This window comes from Pseudomonas sp. CCOS 191, from assembly GCF_001007005.1.
Taxonomy (GTDB): domain Bacteria; phylum Pseudomonadota; class Gammaproteobacteria; order Pseudomonadales; family Pseudomonadaceae; genus Aquipseudomonas; species Aquipseudomonas soli.
The window spans coordinates 3,647,644-3,667,198 of sequence record NZ_LN847264.1 but is presented as its reverse complement, the minus strand read 5'-3'; the positions used below and the strand labels follow the sequence as shown (position 1 = coordinate 3,667,198).

Here is a 19,555-nt window from a genome sequence, read left to right as displayed (position 1 = left end):
CCTTCAACAGTAAGTTTTAGGGGCTCGGGTAGCGCATCACAAGACATGAACTACAGCGCTCCAGATCAATGAGTCATTGACTCGGCAAGATCGATCTGCATTTACTGTAACGGTAGCTATGCTAATCCTAAGAGCAGGAGGAGGCAAAGGTCTAGACTGCATTTGTTGTCTCGCAGCCAAGCCAGATTTTGCATCGCCTACCCGGCCCATATTAGTTGTTTCCATTGTATGGAGAGGACATTCGACATGACACTGCTCAACACAGTGCAGGTAAGCGTATTAGTGTGCGGTTTGGGTGTTGTCCTTGGCGGGTGTCGGGAGGAAGCGCGTTCACAGGAGCCGTTACGACCCGTTCGGACGATGATCATCAAAGCTGCATCCATAGGTGAGGAAGTCGCCCAGACGGGAGAGGTGCAGGCTCGGGTCATGACCGACCTCGGTTTTCGCATCGGGGGACGGGTTGCCTCCCGAGCAGTGGAAGTCGGAATGAGTGTGGTCAAAGGGCAGGTATTGGCGACACTAGAGCCTAACGATGTGCAAAACGAGCTCCGAGTTGCCGAGGCTGAATTGACGAGCGCCGAGGCTACTGAACAGCTTGCAAGATCTCAGTTAAGCCAGCAGCGCACACTCTATGACAAGCAGTTTGTGGCGCGCGTCCGTGTCGATGAGGCTGAGGCCAATTGGCGGGCCGCGCACGCCCGCTTGAACGTTGCGAAAACCAGGTTGCTTACTGCTCGCGACAAGCTTTCCTACACAGAGCTTCGTGCTCCCGACACTGCAATCGTTAGCGCTGTAGCCATCAATACTGGACAAGTCGTCGAAGCTGGCCAATTAGCGATCAAGCTTGCTTCCACTGAGGATCGTGTTGCCGTCTTCAACGTCTCCGAACGGCTTTACACCTCTGTCCCGCCTGATGTGAAAGTCGAAGTAGCCCTCGTTTCCGATCCATCGATCAAGGTCATTGGATCGATTCGCGATGCAAGTCCTACTGCTGATGTAGCCACGCGTACTTATCGGGTTCGTATTGCCTTGCCGGACGCGCCGCCGACCATGACGCTGGGCGCTACTGTCACAGGGCGTCTTGCTTTGAGTGGCAAGCCCCTTGTGATACTGCCAGCGTCTACATTGACCAGTGATGAGGGCAAGCCTGCTGTCTATGTGGTTCAGCCCACGACACACGAACTGGTGCGCAAGCCGGTCGTAGTGGCGCGTTACACTGCCAGCCAAACGATCATTGAATCCGGGTTAGCGGAAGGCGATGCCGTTGTAATCGCAGGAGTGAGCAAACTCAGGCCCGGCCAAAAAGTCTCGTACGCCACAGAGCAGGTGAGCAAATGAGTTTGAAACCACTCCCCCCTAAAGAGCAGGCCGGTTTCAATCTATCGGCTTGGTCGATCGGTCAAAAACCTCTAATGTTCTTCCTGATGCTCATTACATTGGTTGGCGGGATAGTGAGCTATGAACGTTTGAGTCGAAACGAAGATCCTGTGTTCACCATTAAAACCATGGTGGTGGCTGCACGTTGGCCCGGCGCGGGTATTGAAGATACGACAAATTTACTCACCGATCGACTGGAAAAGAAACTAGAAGAGATTCCCTATCTTGACCGTCTCGATAGCTACACGCGGCCAGGCGAAACCGTCATCATGGTCAACCTGCGCGATGATGCGCCGTCTCGGATCGTTCCGGATGCATGGTATCAAGTTCGCAAGAAGATGGCAGATATAGGTGCGACACTGCCAAGTGGCGTCCAAGGTCCATTTTTTGATGATGAGTTTGGTGACACCTATGGCCAGATTTTCGGTTTCACGGGTGAAGGTTTTTCGGATCGTGAATTGCGTGACTACCTTGAGGGGGTGCGTGCGGAGCTGCTTCGTATTCCTAGCATTGGCAAGGTACAGCTCCTTGGTGTACAAGAGGAACAAATTGTCGTCGAGTTTTCCCCCGGCAGGCTGGCAGCGTTTGGCTTAGATGAAGAGGCGATTTTGCGGGCGCTCAAGGCGCAAAACGCTGTGATCCCATCTGGAACGGTGCGTCTGCCTGACGACAAAATAGCCCTGCGTGTCAGCGGGGGATTTGCATCAGAAGAAAGCTTACGCAGTTTGACGTTACGAGCAAACAACCAGTTCGTACCGCTTACCGACCTTGTTGATATTCGAAGAATTCCGGCTGACCCGCCTGCGCCGTTATTTCGGGTGAATGGCGAAAACGCGCTTGGCCTAGCTGTCTCGATGGCTGCTGGCGGTAATCTCCTGGATTTCGGAGAAACAGTGCGGGCACGTATGAACGACGTCAAAGAGGCGCTTCCGTACGGCATTGAAATGACTCAAGTCGCCGATCAGTCAACGGTTGTGAAGCAGGCGGTAACCGGATTTTTGACTGTGTTGGCTGAAGCGGTTGCTATCGTACTTGCAGTATCATTTCTATCACTCGGTGTGAGAGCGGGGCTTGTGGTAAGTATTTCGATTCCATTTGTCTTGGCGCTAACATTTATTGGTATGGACTTAGTCGGTATTGGGCTTCAGCGAATTTCATTGGGTGCACTGATCATTGCGCTGGGCCTGCTTGTCGATGATGCGATGATTACAGTCGAGGCAATGGTTGGAAAATTGGAAGGGGGTTGGAGTTTGTCGCGGGCGGCGAGTTTCGCCTACGAGTCAACTGCGTTTCCCATGCTGACGGGTACGCTCGTCATGATCGCTGGATTCATTCCAGTTGGTTTCGCGGCCTCAAGTGCGGGGGAATACTGTTACTCGATGTTTATGGTGGTCTTGATATCGTTGTCGGCATCTTGGGTGGTAGCGGTTTTGTTCTCACCTCTGCTAGGCACGCTGATTCTCCCTAACGCCTTACCGCATCATGATCATGGCAACGGCAAACTGATGAGCGCTTATGAGCGAATTTTAGGTTGGGTCTTGGAGCATCGCGTAATAACGCTCTGCGTTGCGATCATGGCTTTTATCGTCTCGCTCGGTGCTGCGTCTTATCTTGAGCAGCAGTTCTTCCCTCCCTCAGACAGGCCAGAGCTTTTGGTCAGTTTAACGCTGCCTCAAAATGCGTCCCTAGATGCGACGGAGCGTGAAGCGACAAAGCTTGAAAAACTGCTCAAGGCGGACCCTGATGTCGAGCGCTTCTCAACCTATATTGGCTCCGGTGCGATCCGTTTCTATCTGCCGATGGAAGTGCTTCTGCAAAATGAAAACATCACCCAGACTGTGGTCATCGCAAAAGGGGTGAAAGAACGAGACGCGCTGCAAACGCGACTTGCCGAGACGTTTAAGACAGAGTTTGCTGGTCTCATTGCCCGTGCAACACCGCTGGAACTGGGGCCACCGGTGGGCTGGCCACTGAAGTACCGTGTTACAGGTCCTGATCAGGCCAAGGTACGTGATGTGGCGTCGCGGCTTGCTAATATTTTATCCGCCAATTCCGATACTCGTGAGGTTCATCTTCTTTCGGGTGAACCTCAAAGGAGCGTGCTGGTTAAAATCGATCAGACTCAGGCGCGAACCCTAGGTCTATCCTCAGAGGACGTCGCCAGTGCCTTGGCAACGATTTTCTCTGGCGCGGCAGTGACCAGCGTACGTGATAAAGATCGACTTGTGGACGTAATCGTTCGTGCGCAAAGGGGGGAGAGGACTGACCTTGCGACCCTGGCAAACCTACAAATTCGCACATCTCAAGACCATGCTATTCCATTGAGTCAAATTGCGTCCCTCAGCTATGGCGTCGAAGAGCCCATCATCTGGAGGCGGCAGCGTCTTCCTCTTGTGACTGTTCAAGGTGATGTTCGCGAAGGTCTCGAGGCTGCAACAGTTGTGCAGGCGCTTGCGCCAGCCGTGGCAGATTTTGCTGCGCAGTTGCCCAAAGGATACACGATTGCGACAGGGGGGGCTGTTGAGGAGGCGGCGAAGGGCAGTGCGTCACTTGTTGCCGTTCTGCCTATTACGGCGTTAGTGATGTGTGTGCTCTTAATGGTACAGTTACGGAGTTTCTCGCGTATGTTTTTGGCGCTTGCAATGGCTCCCTTTGGTCTGATTGGTGTTGTCTTGGCAATGTTGCCGACAGGGACGCCCATGGGGTTTGTGGCACAGCTTGGTGTTATTGCACTTGTTGGCATGATCGTGCGTAATGCGGTTATCTTAATTGAAGAGGTAGACATTAATGTAAATAACGGCCAGTCGCCACGCGAAGCGATCACGCATGCCGCCATTCACAGGGCTCGTCCAATCGTATTGACTGCTTGTGCGGCAATCCTCGGTATGATACCGATTGCCCCGCAGATCTTCTGGGGGCCTATGGCTTATGCGGTAATCGGGGGGCTCGCTGTTGCAACGATTATCACATTGACTGTTTTGCCCAGTGCTCTGATGCTCTTACAGCAATGGGAAGGTCGTAATAGGAACTCTGGGCAACCGGAGCCTCTGGAGTCGCTATGAAGGGCCATGAGTTGAATATTTATTCGCATGTCAGTGGGATTGCGTCCCAGGAAATGGAGTGACTGAGCCAATCGAAGGCGCCCAGTGGGCTAAAGAGGATGGTCATCGTGGTTCTTGGCTAACGTTGAGTGTGCGGACTTAACCTTCACCAGAGAAACCACAGTGACCAAGTCCACTATCGCATTGGCCGAGCTGCTTGAAAAAAGGGGCAGATGCTGATCTGCTCAAGCTAATGATCCAATTCGTTATCCTGCGTATGATGGAGCTCGATGTCGAAGGCCTGTGCAGCGCCGGCTTTGATGTCAAAAAACGACCGGAGAACATTTGAACGTAGTTCTAGTGTTTTGTCTCATAAATAAGCATCCAGTTTGAGCTGCGCATCTTTGTTCAGACAAAGGTGCGGAGTGGCGGTGAATTCTCAAGACATCGTACTCAGTGACGATGAGCAAGTTGAGCTGAACCGGCGAATTCTGTCTGCCACCATCAGCCGGCGTGATGGCCGTCGAACACGTGTGATTTTTCTGGTTGCTCAAGGTCGCTCATTTCAGCCAGGGCTTTGGTTTCGTCAGGTTATTTTGCAAATTGACAGTGCATAGTTAGCCCACTCTTCCATAAGCTGTTTGCGTTTTTCCAGCAGATCGCCTCGTCGGTACGCTGCTTCAGTCGCATTACTTATTTTATGCGCCAAGGCCATTTCAGGGACGATGTTGGCGAAGTTAGTTGTCTCGGCGGCCCAGTCTCTGAAGCTTGATCGGAAACCATGCATGGTGATGACTTCGCCAGCTTCGTTGCGCCAGCCTGGTCCGTCGTTGGCTAAGGACTTCTCATCCATGCCGCGTATTTTTTGTAGCATTGCCATGTTTGAGAGTGGTCGGCCAATGCTCCGACCCGGGAAAAGCAATCCGCTTTTGCTTTCCGCCTTAAGACACCTGAGCGTATGAAGGGCAGCTTCAGATAACGGTACTCGATGCTGGCGCCCTGCTTTCATTCTGGTAGCCGGAATAGTCCAAATTTCCTCGTCCAGATCAATTTCTTCCCAGTACCCACCTATCACTTCGTTTGTGCGCAGAGCGCACAACACGGTTAGCTTCACTGCAGCTGAACTGAGGTCTGTGGAATGCTCAAGTGCTGCCATGAATTCGGGTATTTGCGGCCAAGGTAGGGCGGAATGATTGCCGCGGTCTGCCAGCTTTCTTCTAGGCAGCAGCTTGTCTAGGTGACCACGCCAGCGAGCAGAGTTTTCACCTGTGCGAAGCCGGCGTGCTTTGGCGGCATCGAGAACGAGCTCCAACCGGTTTCTGACCCTGGCCGCTGTCTCAGGCTTAGCGGTCCATATTGGATTCAGAATCTTCAGGATATCATCTGTTTCAACTTCCTCGACTGGCTTCTCTCCGATAAAGGGGAATGCATATGTAGTGAGAGTGTTGACCCATTGTTGCGCGTGTTTTGCGTTTTTCCAGCCAGCTCTATGGGCTTCGATGTAGTCCACTGCACAAGCGCGGAAGGTGTTTTCAAGGTTCTTCTCCCGAGCAATCCGCACAGCTTCAGCCTGCTGGAGTGCATCAGCCTTATGTGTCAAAGGGTCGATACCCTCACGAATCAATGCTCTGTGAGTGTCGGCGCGGGAGCGCGCCTCCTTCAACCCATAGTGAGGGTAGGGTCCCAAGCCAATCTCCTTGCGCTTGCCTGCAAGCTGGTAGCGCAGCACCCACGCTTTTCCAGACTTTCGAATGACAAGACGCAGGCCATCGCCATCATCGTATTTGCCATAGTCCTTGAGGTTTTCTATCAATTTCGCGGTGAGCTTGGGCATGGTAGTGGCCTCCGATCTTTGAATCCGGTCCCCCATTTGGTCCCCCACTCGTAGCCTGGAAACAGACGGAACTGGGTGGAAACTAGAAGACTGCGGCTACATTCAAACTACCTCAAATATGCCGTTCTAGAGCGACCGGGCGTCTGGTCTTGGATGCCAGTGGTCGGGAGTGGATGCACACTTCGAATGACTACGCTTCCGCCATCTAAGTGCCTGATTTCATTGGTGTTTGCCTTAGGCGACCCCTCAAAAGGGAACGTTTTGGGAACATTTTGGGAATCGAAGGCAAAAAGAAGGGGCCGTCATGGCCCCTTTTTTTATGCGTTTCAGCTCAACTTGAGCGCCTGGTTCAACAACCCCACCACATCCGGCCCGTCCTGGCTGATCCACTTCGCGTAGTGCCTGAAGATCATGGCCGTCGAGGTGTGCCCCATCTGATCTGCGATCCACTCCGGCGTTGCTTGGCGGCAAGGCAAGCTTGCTCGGGTGCGTAGGTGCCGTGCATAGTTCAAATTCGTGTAATTTTGCGTGATTGCTGAATCAGATTATTCAGCGAATGTTGACTCGCCAACGGCTGGAGTTCCGTTTTGTTGAAATTCAGCGAAAGGTTGAGAGAAGAAGAGCGTGCGGGCTTGGGGCTCAATCAGGCGGACCTGGCTGCCATCGGTGGGGTGGCGAAGACTTCGCAGTTCAATTACGAAAAGGGGGACCGCAGCCCCGATGCTGACTACTTGGCGGCAGTGGCTGAAAAGGGCATTGACGTGTTGTATGTGGTGACTGGTCAACGACCTCCAGCGTTGGGAGAAGGCTTCACGGCTGAAGAAGCTCAACTGTAGACCGCTACCGAAATATGCCCGCTGAAGCGAGGGTGACACTGGAGAGCGTCAGCGAGGCATTGGCGACATTCAAACCAAAGGGATAGGCATGGACACGCTTGTAGGCATACTGCTGATTGCGGGAGTTGTTGCGGTTTTTGTTGTGATGGTCAGGCGCGCGAATGCTAAAGGACGTGAACTGAAAGACCGGACCACAGTGCCACAACCCTATGAGAAGCCCACATTGCTCACCAAGGCTCAACGCAAGGCCCTGAAGCTGAGGGAGCGGGCACCCTCAAATGCTCCCGCGAAGCAACAGTATTTAGCGCCTGACCCTAAGCCTCAACGAGCCGCTATGCCTTTTACCAGAGCCATTCGCACCGGGTGGAGCATGGGAGAAATTGCGTTCACCTATGAAGGCTCCATCGGGGAGGTTTCCTACCGTACGGTAACCGTGCACTCCATCACAAACACGCACATCAAAGGGAAGTGTCATACTCGACAAGCCCAGCGTACGTTTAGGGTTGATCGAATAGTTGGTGATCTTACGGATTGTGGCACTGGTGAAATCATGTCTCCACGTGAGTGGGAAAAGGAAAACAGCCTGTGATCAGTCGCGTCACTTTGGTGGCAACACAAAAGTCGTGCGCAGACCGGGCGCCCCCCGAGAGTTTAGTCCGGCGCCATGAAGGCACCGAGCGTTCGGCAATGGAGTGCATATGCTTAAAAAAGAATTTCATGCATTAGGGGCTGGCTCAAAGTGATGAGTTTGTTGCGGTATCTGAACAGCAAGCAGCGACGCAGCATTTTGCATATTCTTGAAGCTTATAAGGAGTAGGCTAGGAAGTGAGAGAATCCTAGCATTGGCTGCGGCTTTTGTAGGTGGGTTGCAATAAGGATAGTCGATCATGATTAACCCTCAGGTAATTGCTGGATTTATTGTTGGTCTGGTCTTTTCCGTGTTTGGATTTTTTGCTCTTCTCGCATTTGTTAGCGATCAAAGTAGTATTTTTGTCAGTGGCGCATATAATATTTTTAAGGACATTTTAGGGCCAGTTGCTGCGGGCTTCGGGGGTGCCATCGCAGGTGCCTTTGCTACTTATCGATTGCAGTCATTGGTAGAGGATAATAAGTCTAAAGTCACTGATGTAAGTAATTACAATCGAGGGGTGGAAATTTTGTCAGCCAAAAACCGAGATTTGTGGGTTTATAAAAGGCAGGTGATAGAAAAATTTCAAAAGCACGAGCTTCGTTTTTTAAAAATGCCTGACTTTCCCGAAATGCCGATAAACAGCTTGATGGCATCAGACTATTTAAATGAATTGTTAATCCGGTTTGGCATGGGGTCAGAAATATCGGCTTTGATGACGGCGGAGAGAAAGTATGTAGCAACTATAAGTAATTTATGGCAGCGAAACAGAATGATTGCGAAGTATCGCATGGAGCTGGATGAGTTTTTCCGAATGCGTAGAACGCGTTACACACCTAGTCTTGGCGATCTGGTGAGAGTACATGGACATACTAGGTTGTTGCGCCTGTATGAATATACTGAGATGGCAATCGACGATCTGGATAGATCTTTGGCTGCCTTTTATAAGATCCTAATTAGTCTTCAAAGAAATATGGCAAAACACATTGCTTACCAGAATCTCAATATTCTTGAGGTCAAGCCTTGGGTCCCGGAGCCAACAACTTCGCCACATTTCAAAAGCATCAACGAACTTTCAGTGGCGCTGGATAATGCGATGAAGGAAAAGAAGCGTCGAAAATAGTCGAGCACATATTTTGCGTGTGTCGGGGTGTGGTTTTGGTTGTCGGTGTAAAGGAAGTCTGCCAGTTTTATGTCGAGTTAAAGGATGAGCCATGTCTGTAGATTTAAATACTATAAGTTCTGTGTAAGGTTTTCTTGATCATATATTTAAAGATTCCCCGAAAGGTCGCGGGAACATCCGCTGCTACAGGGGGCATGCTGACTGTGCGTGGTCTTTGAAGCCCTCTGTGATGAGAGACCTCAGGGTTGACGCAGAATCTAATATTTTCAGAGAGTTAATGCTTGAAACGCCTGCTGATTTCAGTGCAGATAATACAATGTTCGAAAAGCTGGTTAGGGCTCAGCACTACGGGCTGCCGACCAGACTTTTAGATGTGTCGCTGAACCCTCTTGTTGGGCTTTTTTTTGCTTGCTCGGATGAGTCCTTCATGGGCGAGGATGGTGAGGTTAAGGTATTTAATTTTCGTAAAACACGAGTTAAGTATGCAGATAGCGACGCTGTGAGCATTATATGTAATCTAGCCAGATTGAAAGATGTTCAACAAGAGCTTATTAAGCTTCAGCGCAAGAGAAGCTCTGAGTGGGATGAGGACTTGGTCAAGGATTTTAGAAAAGTCGATGAGGTTGAAAGGCTAATTCATTTTGTGCGGGCTGAGAAGCCGCATTTCTTGAATGTGATAAAGCCGATGGATCTCTTTAAATATTTCTTTGTGTATCCTGCCAAAAGTAATCGAAGGATCATCGCGCAGTCTGGCGCATTCGTTGTCGCTGGGCTTTTAGATTATAAGTATCCAGAAGGTTCGGCTGGATTCACAGTTAAAAGAATCAGAATTCCTGCAAGCAGGAAGGCCAGTATTTTAGGTGATCTGGATTCTCTGAACATCAATTCTAGGTCGATGTTTCCAGAGATTGAGTCTGCCTCGAAATATATTAAGAAGAAGTGGGCGCTCTAGTGTGGTGTTTCAGAAGTACCACTGAAAATCTGAACTAGGCTCTGTAGAAGCTCACTATCCAAGGGCATCGACATGGGTCGACCAGCAACCGTCATTACCCTTTCCGAAACCGAAAAGGCGGAACTGCTACGCCGGATCAAGCTTCGCAAAGGCGCTCAGGATGCTCGTCTGCGAGCGGAGATAATTCTTGCCTGTGCAGCAGGCGAGTCAGGTAATGACATTGCTCAGCGCTTGGGCACCAGTAAGAATGTGGTGTCACGGTGGCGTCAGCGCTTCTCTAAGTTGGGGCTGCTGGGACTGAACGATGAGTCGCGCTCTGGCCGGCCACGCACTATTTCCGATGAGCAAGTTCAGCAAGTGGTAAACCAAGTGCTGCAAAGTAAGCCTGACGATTCCAGTCACTGGAGCACGCGGCGGATGAGTCGTGAGACGGGCCTATCTCCTGCGAGCGTGATGCGTATTTGGCACGCATTCGGGATCAAGCCGCACCTGGAAAAGACCTTCAAGCTTTCCACTGATCCATTGTTTGTCGACAAGGTGCACGACATCGTTGGGCTCTACTTGAACCCACCCGAACGAGCCCTGGTGCTGTGCGTTGATGAGAAGAGTCAGATCCAAGCGTTAAATCGCACACAGCCCGGCTTACCGCTTTCCCCAGGTAATCCTGCAACCCGCACACATGACTACAAACGGCATGGAACGACCTCGCTGTTTGCTGCCCTGGATGTGGCTACCGGTGAGGTAATCGGCCGACTCAAACGCCAACATCGCAGCACTGAGTTCCTGGCTTTTCTGAGAGAAATCGATGCGTCAGTGCCTACCGATATGCCGATTCATCTGATCATGGACAACTATGCGACTCACAAGACGGACAAGGTCAGGGCGTGGCTTGCGGTGCGACCGCGCTACCACATCCACTTCACGCCTACCTCGGCATCCTGGCTGAATCTGGTTGAGCGATTTTTCTCAACGTTGAGCGAGAAGTGGATCAAGCGGCAGGCACATATCAGCGTTAAGAATCTGGAGGCGTCGATTGAGCACTACCTGGAAACCTACAACCAAAACCCGAAACCATTTCGGTGGCACAAGAAGGCCGAGGACATCCTTGCCTCAGTCGCTCGCGCGGCGCGAGCGCTGGGCAAATGATTTTCAGTGGTATTTCTGAAACACCACACTAGGACATTGCTTTTCGTTTAGTGCCTAATCTGCTAGCCAGTCACTTTCCTTGAAGCGCCAGAGCCAGTTCGTGTCGGATTTTTCCATGCTTTTCCTCTGCATAGAGTGGGGCTGATTCCCAGTCGTAAAACCATGCGGGCATTCTGCGTTTTTCATCCGGCTCGTTCGCATAGCGAGGAAATAGGTGGCAGTGCAGCTCGGGCTCGGAGTTTCCAAGGATTTCATAGTTGATCCGCAGGGCTCCAGTGACCTGCAGCAGCGCATCTCCAAGTCGTGCCATGTCGAGGAGGTAAGCCGCCCTGGATTCTGAGTCCAGATCGTTCAGGCTGGGTACCACAGGGTCAGGCAGCAAGAGGCAATAGCCTTCAAGAAACTGCACATCGCCCATCACCGCCCAGCCTGATTGCATTCTGCAGATTACTTTGTCGTTAGCGCCGTTACTCGCCAGTTCCACACGTTGTGTGATCAGAGACATTTGTTCAGTCCACAATAAAGAGCTTGGCTCCGGTAGACGTCGATGACCGGTGCGCCTCCGCATTGTCCCCCACTTGATAGCTCATGCCCGGCTGCAGGGTGAAAGTCCGACCATCCTCCAGTTCAGTGTCCAGCCGACCTTCCAGGCAAAACAGAATATGTCCCTTCCGGCACCAATGATCGGCCACATATCCTGGTGTGTACTCAACCCATCGAACCCGAACTTCCCCAAACAGACAGGTACGCCAGTACGCGGTACCGGCCTCGCCCGGATAAGCGACGGGATCGATTTTTGACCAGTCCGTGGTGCCAAACGGGATTGCTGTCAGTTCCATGACAACCTCGTAGAAACAGTGAGGCCTGAACCGTACCGATGAAATCGCTCTGCCGATAGGCACAGACCGCTGGGAATTTGGACATACAGACAGTCCAGCGAACCGGTCTCAGGTGCCAAGCTGTTTCAAGACTGCCGCCACAATCGCTTCCGGCCTGTCTTCCTGCATCAGGTGGCCCGAGTTCTCCACTCGGGTGCAGGGCTCTTGGGAAATAAGCCCAGCAAGCCGTTCCCCTTGGGAATAGGGAATCCAGGCGTCCTCCGCGCCCCAGAGTACCGACACGGGGCAATCCAGCTTCCCGTAAAGCGGTTCAATTTCCTCGGTATAGACTTGATCCATCTGTGCGATCTGTCGGTAAAAGGCCGCCTGGCCAATCGGCCCCAGCCATGGTGCGCTGTAAACCTGCAGGGCTTCGTCACTGAGGGGATTGGCCGCAGAGGTTTGCAGATAGGCGGCCAGTAGCGCGCGGTGCATGTAGTCGGGCATCCCGGAAAAGGCAGCCTCATGTTGACGGACATGCTGAACAAAAGGAGAGCCCCACGGTGCCAGGGCTACGGCATCAAAAATGGTGAGGGACGCATAGCGCAGACCGTTCAGGTAGCACGCGCGCAGCGCTGTAGCGCCGCCAAAATCATGGGCCAGGACGTCGGGGCGCTCGATGCCCCACTCTTCGAAAAGCGCAGCCATGACGTTGTTCTGAATCGCCAGTGAAACGTCCTGGCCCTCCCGCATTTCAGACAGGCCATAGCCAACCAGGTCGAAGTAATACACGGTTCTGCGATCAACGAGGTGCGGTATGACGCGCCTCCAGACCTGCGAAGAGAAAGGGGTGCCATGGATGGCGATCAGAGGCGCGCCTGTGCCTATTTTTCCCCATCTGACGGTGTTGCCTTCGATGCTCGATGCGTAGGGTAAATCCAACATGGCTCACCTCATCTAGTCAAAAATTCTCCAACGCCCGCGCAAACCCAACCTGCTCGGCATCGCTCCGTGTAGCAGGGCATCGGCCTCCATGGCCCAAATAATCAGAACTGGTAGCCAACGCCAGCGTAATACCCCCAACCATCGGACCGACCGCGGAAATCGCCGTCGCCGAAATTCAGCTGGCTGCCGTCCTGCCAGTTGCCGCCATTGTGGAAATGGCGGCCCACCAGGGTGAAGCGCAGGTGGGTGAAGGCGTACAGCAACACGTTGGTGGATACCGTGGCATTGGCTGTGCGGTTGGGGTTGTCCTTGTGCAGGTCAGAGCCGAAATCGAAGTTGGTGAAACCGATATAGGTCAGCGAGGCGCCGTTGTCGAACTTGCCGAGGGGCACGATGTACTTGAGCTGGGCCCGGTAACCGTCCCACGAATACTCGTTGCTGGCGCCATAGTTTTCCCACTGGTAGCGACCGTAGAAGTTGGCCGACAGGTTGACCCGCGAATGGGTGTCGATGTCGGTGCCCAGGCCGCTGAAGAGGGTATTGGCACGGTTGGCGCTGTTGCTGCCGTGGTCGTAGATCCAGTCGAAGGCTACGTACCACTCCTTGAACGGGCCGACGGCCAGGCTGCGTCCGGCCAGGTAGTCGATGGAGATCCGCGGCTCATGTTCCATGAATAGCGGTGAGCCGTGGTCCCACGCGCCTTTGTCATGGCTATTGCCGATGTCGAGGATCTTCGGGATGTCGATGTAGCCGTACAGCTCGAACGGCCCCTTGCGGCCGAAGTACTCGTATTCGAGGTAGATATCGTCGACCGGGCGGGGGCCGAAACTGATGTCCTTGGTGCCGATCAGGGTGAAGTTCTGGTTGTACCAGTCCGACAGGTAGGGGCCCGATTTGGCCGGCGCTGCGGCCGGGCTCAAGGTCTCGCCCTGGGCCGACTCACTGGGGGGATTGTCCTGGGCCTGAGTGGTGACGCTGAGTAGTCCCGTAACAGCGCCCAGTAGCAGTTTGGCAGGCAGGGAGAAGCGGGCCGTTGCGGGTAAAGACGGTCGGTGCATTGAAAATCCTTGTTCATGCGGTGGTAAGCCCCTGGTGGGGCGATGTGTCGAGAGATGCAGCGATTGTTCGCTCAATGGCTCTGAGCAAACGTTTGCATAGTCTGTACCAAATCACCCGAGGTCGTTGAAATAAAAGCCGATTCTGCGTTTGAGCTGATCATTGGGTTAGAAAAACGCCCTGAAATCGGGCATGGCGCGTGCGCATGAGCGAATGGAGGGGCCTGATCTCCCGGCGTCGCAACAATCCGTTCGATTGAAATAATCCAGCAAAAAATGGGTTCTAGGATGGCCGCCGCCCATGGAAGGCATGTGTGCCCAAGGACGAAACGAGTAGGCCGAGGCCGCGCTGGGCCTCGCTTGCCGCCAGGGAGGTATCCATGACAGGGATGCCCCACGGTTTCGACTGTGGGGCAGTTTCCCGAACTGTCCGAGCCCTGGTCGGGCCGCTGGTGTGTTGCACCATTTGAGTCTCGCAAGGAGAACGCAGGATGAGATCGACCATGACCAAGAGGCTGCACCTGGGGGCACTGAGTGTTCTATTGGCGGGCTCGGCAGAGTCCGTCGCGCAGACGGTTGTCCAGGCACCGGCAGGACCGGTCCAGGGTGTCGTCATCGACAACGTGACCGCCTACAAGGGCTTGCCCTACGCCCAGGCGCCGGTCGGTCCGCTGCGCTGGCGGGCGCCGGTGGCGCTGTCGGCCTGGACGCAGACGCGTGTCGCGGACGATTTCGCCGCCGCTTGCCCCCAGCCAAGGCAGGCCTCCCCGAGCATCTACAGCTCAGAGCTGCCCGAGATGTCCGAGGACTGCCTGTACCTCAACATCTGGACGCCGGCGAAGGTCGAGAAGGCGCCGGTCATGGTCTGGATCCATGGCGGCAGCCTGATGACGGGTGCCGGCAGCGACGGCCGCTTTGATGGTGCGGCGCTGGCTGCCCAGGGCGTGGTTGTGGTGACGATCAACTACCGTCTCGGCGTGTTGGGCTACCTGGCCCACCCTGAACTGAGCGCCGAGAACCTTGAGGGTATTTCGGGCAACTATGGCTTGCTGGATCAGGTCCAGGCGCTGAAATGGGTGCGTGAAAATATCGCGGCGTTTGGCGGCGATCCATCCAATGTAAGCATCGCGGGGGAGTCCGCAGGTGGTCTCAGCGTGCTCTACCTGATGGCTTCGCCCCAGGCGCGAGGGCTGTTTCACAAGGCCGTGGCGCAGAGCGCCTACATGATCTCCACGCCTGAGTTGCAACGCTCCAGCCATGGCGATGTACCGGCGCAGGAGAGCGGCCGGCGATTGGCGCAGCGCCTGAAGCTGGATATCGCGGGCCTGCGCAAGATGGAGGCAATGGCGCTGGTCAGGGCTGCCGAGGCTATCCGCTTCATGCCATCGGGGACTGTCGATGGCAAGATTCTGCCGCGCCAACTGGTCGATACCTTCAACCGCGGCGAGCAGGCACCGGTACCGCTGCTGGCGGGTTTCAATGACGGCGAAATCCGCTCGTTGCCGTTCCTGGCGCCGCCGGCTCCGGCCACTGCGCAGGCGTATGAAGCCACCATCCGAGCACGGTATGGAGATCTTGCCGATGCGTTCCTGCGTCAGCATCCGTCATCCGCGATGACAGAAAGTGTCCAGACCGCCGTTCGAGACGCCATGTACGGCTGGACGGCCGAGAAGCTGGTGCGCAAACAGACCGAACTCGGCCAGCCTGCCTACTTCTATTACTTCGATCACGCTTACCGCGCGACCAACGAAGCCAAGCTTCACGCGTTCCATGCGGCAGAAATTCCCTACATTTTCGCTACCTTCGATCGCACGCCGGCCGCTTGGCCGCGCCCTCCGCTGACCCTTGGCGAAGCGCGCTTCAGCGAAGCCATGAGCCAATACTGGGGTTCGTTCATCCGCACGGGCCAGCCGCGGGCCGAGGGGCAGGCGCACTGGCTGCCCTATGGGCAAGACCGCAACTACCTTGCTTTTGAAGACGTTCCGCGAGCAGGCCGACATCTGGCGCAGGGCATGTTCGAGTTGAACGATGAGGTGGTGTGCCGTCGCTTCAAGGAGGGCGGCGTGCCCTGGAACTGGAACGTTGGTCTGCGAGCGCCTTCGGCAATGCCGCCTGGTTGTTGACCCTGCTTCGGGGCTGAGCGATGGGGTGCGCGGAGCACCGCATACCCATCGCCATTTGCCGGGCATCACTTCACTGCAATGTCTCGGGCTTCCTCCCCTGGGAAGCCTCCTTCAATCCCTGTTCCATCCGCCCGATCACCTGCGCCAGTATCGCCGCTCTTTCCAGCTCTCCTGACGCCTTCATCCGGGCATGATCCTTGCGCAGGTTCAACAGGCATTTTTGCAGTCCAAGTGCCGAGCTGTCGTAGTTGTCCATGCTGTACTCGTTGGTCGTGGGCATCCGTGCCGTTGTAAGAAAGGCTCGACGGTATCAGGTCAATTCTCCCGCCAATACTGATTATTCATACACCGGCTCACAATCCCGTAGAAACGTCCTACAGCGACAAAAGAGGCGTCTTACAGGGTGGCTTGGGTGACTGTTTCCGGATGCTTCCGCTCATTTTGCGGCAGGCCCCGAAGTATAAGGCCTGCCGCGCAAAAGGCCGGTCGTAGCGGTAATCCGTGCATCCCGGCACCCGACACGCGCCACTGAAACGATATGTTGCAATTGCCGTTACAGATGGTCCGCATCCACCACCGCCTTGACGAACGCCTCGGGCGCTTCCTGCGGCAGGTTGTGGCCGATCCCGCCGCTCACCAGGCGATAGGCATACTTGCCGGTGAAGCGCTTGGCATAGGCCTCGGCCGGAGGATGCGGCGCACCGTTGGCATCGCCTTCGAGGGCAATGGTCGGCACGCCTATGCTGGGGAACTTGGCCAGCCTGGCCTCCAGCGGGTCGTAGCGGGTCTCGCCTTGAGCCAGACCAAGCCGCCAACGGTAGTTGTGCACGGTGATGGCGACCTGATCGGGGTTGTCCAGCGCCTTGGCGCTGCGTTCGAAAGTGGCGTCGTCGAACGCCCACTGCGGTGAGGCGGTCTGCCAGATCAGGCGGGCGAAGGCGTGGCGGTTGCTGTCGTAGCCGGCGCGGCCGCGTTCGGTGGCGAAATAGTACTGGTACCACCACTGCAACTCGGCGCTGGGCGGCAGCGGGGCCTTGGCGGCTTCCTGGCTGCTGATCAGGTAGCCGCTGACCGTCACCAGCGCCTTGACCCGCTCGGGCCACAGCGCCGAGACGATATCGGCGGTACGCGCGCCCCAGTCGAAACCGCCGAGCACGGCGCGCTTGATCTGCAACGCGTCCATGAAGGCGATCACGTCGCTGGCCAGGGCGGCGGGCTGGCCGTTGCGCGGGGTTGTCCCGGAGAGGAAGCGAGTGTCGCCGTAGCCGCGGGCGTAGGGCACCAGTACGCGATAGCCCTGGGCGGCGAGTTTCGGCGCCACCTGCTCGTAGCTGTGAATGTCGTAAGGCCAGCCGTGCAGGAGGATCACCACTGGCCCATTGGCAGGGCCCTGTTCGACGTAGGCGACGTCCAGATCGCCAGCCTGGACATGCTTGAGCGGGCCGAAGGTGGAGGCCTGGCGGGATGCCGCAGGCGTGCTGGTTTCCTCGGCCTGGCCTGGAGCGGCGGCCAGCAGGGCCAGCGGCAGCAGGGCGCAGGCAAGCAGGGCTGGGCGGTTGAGGCGGTTGGCGGTGGCGAACATGGTGCATCTCCTTGGCGAGCCATCGGTGTGGGCTGGATGGCGTGTAGTTAAGGAGATGGCTGTGTCCGGGGTGTGTCGGATATGGGGGCAGTAGGCGTTCGTGTGTATCGGCGGGTGCTTGATACACAGAAAGCTACAAAGCCGGGGCCGCGTTGCGGCCCATCGCCGGCAAGCCGGCTCCCACACCGACCGCGCCGCCCTCAGCCCAAGCGCCATCCCTGTGGGAGCTGGCTTGCCAGCGATGAGGCCATTACAAGCAACTCAAGACAGCTGCTCCCATAGACCGCGCCGCCCTCAGGCCAAGTGCCGTCGAGTGGGGCGATACAGGCTCAGTCTTGCTTGTTCGCTTGCATCTGCAACCACTGCACCACCTGCTCGGCGGCCGAGCCTGCCAGCGGTGCATGGCTGGCCAGCAAATGGAAGCCGGCGTCGCTGTGCAATTCATGGCCTTCCAGCGCCAGCACCAAGGTCCCGGCCTTGAGCGCATTCTCTACCAGCAGACGGGGCACCAGGGCGATGCCCATGCCTTGCTCGGCGGCCTCGATGGCGAGGATGGTCTGCGAGAACACCGGACCGTTGAAGCGTGTGCCGGGCAACGCGTAATGGTCGAACCAGCGCTTCCAGTTGTTGTGGCTGTCGGAGATCAGCGGGTGCTGCGCAAGCTCCGCGGCTTGCCGCCAAGGGTGCGCGCCGCGCAACCCCGGCGCACACACCGGCACCGCCATGCCGGGCAGCAGGGGCAGGGCGTAGGCCTCGGCGAAGGGCGGCGCTCCCCAGCGGACGGCCAGGTCTACCGCGCCCTTGCCGCTCAGGGGGCGGGTACTGTCGGAGGCGTCGATCATCAGGGCCACCTGCGGATGCGCCTCGGCCAGGCGCCCCAGGCGCGGGATCAGCCAGCGGCTGGCGAAGGCGGGGGTGGTGCTGAGCAGGACCTGCTGCGGATCGCGCTGGTTGTCGCGCTCCAGCAGTTCGCCGGTGGCGTCCTCGATGATCTCCAGGGCCAGGCGCACGCGGGCCAGGTAGTCGGCGCCGTCCCGGTTGGGCCGCAGGCCGCGGGGCAGGCGCTCGAACAAGGGGCGGCCAAGTTTGTCTTCCAGGGTGCGCACCTGCTGGGCGACCGCGCCCGGCGTGACATGCAGCTCGTCGGCGGCAGCGCGGAAGCTGCCCAGGCGGGCGGCGGCCTCGAAGGCCACCAGGTGATTGACGATGGCGGGGGCGTTGCGTCGCTTGGGCGCGCTCATCCAGTAGATTTCCTGCAGGCTGCTGCCAGTATTCGTGATTGGTGCGTTGAGCCGGATTCTGGCTTCATGGGCCCACTTGATCAACTCCCGGAAGGAGCGACATATGTCTTCTCAGAAAGTGGCAATCATCACCGCAGGTGGCAGTGGCATGGGCGCGGAGGCTGCGCGGCGGCTGGCGGCCGACGGTTTCAGGGTGGCGATCCTGTCGTCCTCGGGCAAGGGCGAGGCCCTGGCGGCCGAGCTGGGCGGCATCGGTGTGACCGGCTCCAACCAGTCGGCAGAGGACCTGCAGCGTCTGGTCGATACCGTGATGCAGCAATGGGGGCGTGTCGATGTGCTGGTCAACAGCGCCGGGCATGGCCCGCGTGCGCCGGTGCTCGAGCTCAGCGACGAGGACTGGCACCGGGGCATGGAGGTGTACTTCCTCAACGTGGTGCGCCCGACCCGCCTGGTGACCCCGATCATGCAGCGGCAAAAAGGCGGGACCATCATCAATATCTCGACCTTCGCCACCTTCGAGCCGGATCCGGCGTTCCCGACTTCCGGCGTGTTCCGCGCCGGGCTCGCGGCCTTCACCAAACTGTTCGCCGACCGTTACGCGGCCGAGAACATCCGCATGAACAACGTGCTGCCGGGCTTCATCGACAGCCTGCCGGAGAAGGAGGAGTTCCGTAGCCGGATTCCCATGGAGCGGTACGGCAAGGCCGAGGAAATCGCGGCCACTGTCAGCTTCCTTGCCTCCGAGGGCGCGGGTTACATCACTGGGCAGAACCTGCGGGTCGATGGGGGTATTACCCGTTCGGTGTAAGGGGTATGGCGAGCCTGTAGCAGGGCGGCGACTTCCGTTAGGATGT

17 protein-coding genes and 3 pseudogenes are annotated in these 19,555 nt (G+C 56.3%); 11 read left to right on the top strand and 9 right to left on the bottom strand.

Annotated features, from left to right (window positions below):
* The first annotated feature begins 246 nt into the window (after positions 1 to 246).
* The 4 genes and pseudogenes from CCOS191_RS16200 to CCOS191_RS27485 form a co-directional block, all read left to right on the top strand.
* On the top strand, positions 247 to 1,338 hold the full coding sequence (locus tag CCOS191_RS16200; protein WP_231867440.1) for an efflux RND transporter periplasmic adaptor subunit: 1,092 nt from the start codon (positions 247 to 249) through the stop codon (positions 1,336 to 1,338).
* Positions 1,335 to 4,439 carry an efflux RND transporter permease subunit gene (locus CCOS191_RS16195; protein ID WP_046856092.1) on the top strand — a complete coding sequence of 1,035 codons (3,105 nt, stop codon included), beginning with the start codon at positions 1,335 to 1,337 and terminating at the stop codon, positions 4,437 to 4,439. Before CCOS191_RS16200 ends, CCOS191_RS16195 begins: the two co-directional genes overlap by 4 nt.
* A gap of 162 nt (positions 4,440 to 4,601) precedes the next feature.
* Positions 4,602 to 4,746 (top strand): annotated as a pseudogene (locus CCOS191_RS28765) (IS256 family transposase); the annotation flags it as partial.
* Between the two features lie 103 nt (positions 4,747 to 4,849).
* Positions 4,850 to 4,981: pseudogene (locus CCOS191_RS27485) on the top strand (IS630 family transposase); the annotation flags it as partial.
* A gap of 23 nt (positions 4,982 to 5,004) precedes the next feature.
* On the opposite strand, the gene CCOS191_RS16190 reads toward CCOS191_RS27485, so the two are convergent.
* Both CCOS191_RS16190 and CCOS191_RS28450 read right to left on the bottom strand, forming a co-directional pair.
* Positions 5,005 to 6,252 carry a tyrosine-type recombinase/integrase gene (locus CCOS191_RS16190; protein WP_046857829.1) on the bottom strand — a complete coding sequence of 416 codons (1,248 nt, stop codon included), beginning with the start codon at positions 6,250 to 6,252 and terminating at the stop codon, positions 5,005 to 5,007.
* A gap of 326 nt (positions 6,253 to 6,578) precedes the next feature.
* Positions 6,579 to 6,707: pseudogene (locus tag CCOS191_RS28450) on the bottom strand (site-specific integrase); the annotation flags it as partial.
* A gap of 135 nt (positions 6,708 to 6,842) precedes the next feature.
* Here CCOS191_RS28450 and CCOS191_RS16180 point away from each other — a divergent pair.
* The 5 genes from CCOS191_RS16180 to CCOS191_RS16165 all read left to right on the top strand — a co-directional run bounded on the left by CCOS191_RS16180 (position 6,843) and on the right by CCOS191_RS16165 (position 10,937).
* Positions 6,843 to 7,088, top strand: a complete 246-nt coding sequence (locus CCOS191_RS16180; protein WP_046857828.1) for a helix-turn-helix domain-containing protein — start codon at positions 6,843 to 6,845, stop codon at positions 7,086 to 7,088.
* Positions 7,089 to 7,176: 88 nt separating this feature from the next.
* On the top strand, positions 7,177 to 7,677 hold the full coding sequence (locus CCOS191_RS28000) for a hypothetical protein (protein WP_156177613.1): 501 nt from the start codon (positions 7,177 to 7,179) through the stop codon (positions 7,675 to 7,677).
* Positions 7,678 to 7,975: 298 nt separating this feature from the next.
* Positions 7,976 to 8,839, top strand: coding sequence for a hypothetical protein (locus CCOS191_RS16175; protein WP_046856090.1), 864 nt, complete (start codon positions 7,976 to 7,978; stop codon positions 8,837 to 8,839).
* 142 nt (positions 8,840 to 8,981) lie between these two features.
* Positions 8,982 to 9,791 carry an FRG domain-containing protein gene (locus CCOS191_RS16170; RefSeq protein WP_331711977.1) on the top strand — a complete coding sequence of 270 codons (810 nt, stop codon included), beginning with the start codon at positions 8,982 to 8,984 and terminating at the stop codon, positions 9,789 to 9,791.
* Positions 9,792 to 9,863: 72 nt separating this feature from the next.
* Positions 9,864 to 10,937, top strand: a complete 1,074-nt coding sequence (locus tag CCOS191_RS16165; protein ID WP_046856089.1) for an IS630 family transposase — start codon at positions 9,864 to 9,866, stop codon at positions 10,935 to 10,937.
* A 70-nt stretch (positions 10,938 to 11,007) separates the two neighbouring features.
* Here CCOS191_RS16165 and CCOS191_RS16160 read toward each other — a convergent pair whose 3' ends face one another.
* The 4 genes from CCOS191_RS16160 to CCOS191_RS16145 all read right to left on the bottom strand — a co-directional run bounded on the left by CCOS191_RS16160 (position 11,008) and on the right by CCOS191_RS16145 (position 13,758).
* Positions 11,008 to 11,442 carry an HIT family protein gene (locus tag CCOS191_RS16160; RefSeq protein WP_046856088.1) on the bottom strand — a complete coding sequence of 145 codons (435 nt, stop codon included), beginning with the start codon at positions 11,440 to 11,442 and terminating at the stop codon, positions 11,008 to 11,010.
* A gap of 4 nt (positions 11,443 to 11,446) precedes the next feature.
* A complete protein-coding gene (locus CCOS191_RS16155; protein ID WP_046856087.1) occupies positions 11,447 to 11,776 on the bottom strand; it encodes a DHCW motif cupin fold protein in 330 nt (109 codons plus the stop codon).
* Positions 11,777 to 11,884: 108 nt separating this feature from the next.
* Positions 11,885 to 12,700 carry an alpha/beta fold hydrolase gene (locus CCOS191_RS16150; protein WP_046856086.1) on the bottom strand — a complete coding sequence of 272 codons (816 nt, stop codon included), beginning with the start codon at positions 12,698 to 12,700 and terminating at the stop codon, positions 11,885 to 11,887.
* A 101-nt stretch (positions 12,701 to 12,801) separates the two neighbouring features.
* Positions 12,802 to 13,758 carry a nucleoside-specific channel-forming protein Tsx gene (locus CCOS191_RS16145; RefSeq protein ID WP_046856085.1) on the bottom strand — a complete coding sequence of 319 codons (957 nt, stop codon included), beginning with the start codon at positions 13,756 to 13,758 and terminating at the stop codon, positions 12,802 to 12,804.
* A 500-nt stretch (positions 13,759 to 14,258) separates the two neighbouring features.
* Between CCOS191_RS16145 and CCOS191_RS16140 the strand changes: the two genes are divergently transcribed.
* Complete coding sequence (locus CCOS191_RS16140) at positions 14,259 to 15,878, top strand: carboxylesterase/lipase family protein (protein WP_082120439.1); 1,620 nt, start codon at positions 14,259 to 14,261, stop codon at positions 15,876 to 15,878.
* 70 nt (positions 15,879 to 15,948) lie between these two features.
* Here the strand turns inward: CCOS191_RS16140 and CCOS191_RS16135 are convergent, their stop codons facing one another.
* From CCOS191_RS16135 to CCOS191_RS16125, 3 genes are all read right to left on the bottom strand, one after another.
* Positions 15,949 to 16,134 (bottom strand): hypothetical protein, encoded by a 186-nt coding sequence (locus tag CCOS191_RS16135; protein WP_046856083.1) that lies wholly within the window; start codon positions 16,132 to 16,134, stop codon positions 15,949 to 15,951.
* Between the two features lie 297 nt (positions 16,135 to 16,431).
* A complete protein-coding gene (locus tag CCOS191_RS16130) occupies positions 16,432 to 17,460 on the bottom strand; it encodes an alpha/beta fold hydrolase (RefSeq protein ID WP_046856082.1) in 1,029 nt (342 codons plus the stop codon).
* Positions 17,461 to 17,789: 329 nt separating this feature from the next.
* Positions 17,790 to 18,701: a LysR substrate-binding domain-containing protein gene (locus CCOS191_RS16125; protein ID WP_046856081.1), complete on the bottom strand. Its 912-nt coding sequence runs from the start codon at positions 18,699 to 18,701 to the stop codon at positions 17,790 to 17,792.
* A gap of 103 nt (positions 18,702 to 18,804) precedes the next feature.
* Here CCOS191_RS16125 and CCOS191_RS16120 point away from each other — a divergent pair, with 103 nt between their 5' ends.
* Positions 18,805 to 19,509, top strand: coding sequence for an SDR family oxidoreductase (locus CCOS191_RS16120; protein ID WP_046856080.1), 705 nt, complete (start codon positions 18,805 to 18,807; stop codon positions 19,507 to 19,509).
* Positions 19,510 to 19,555: the final 46 nt, after the last annotated feature.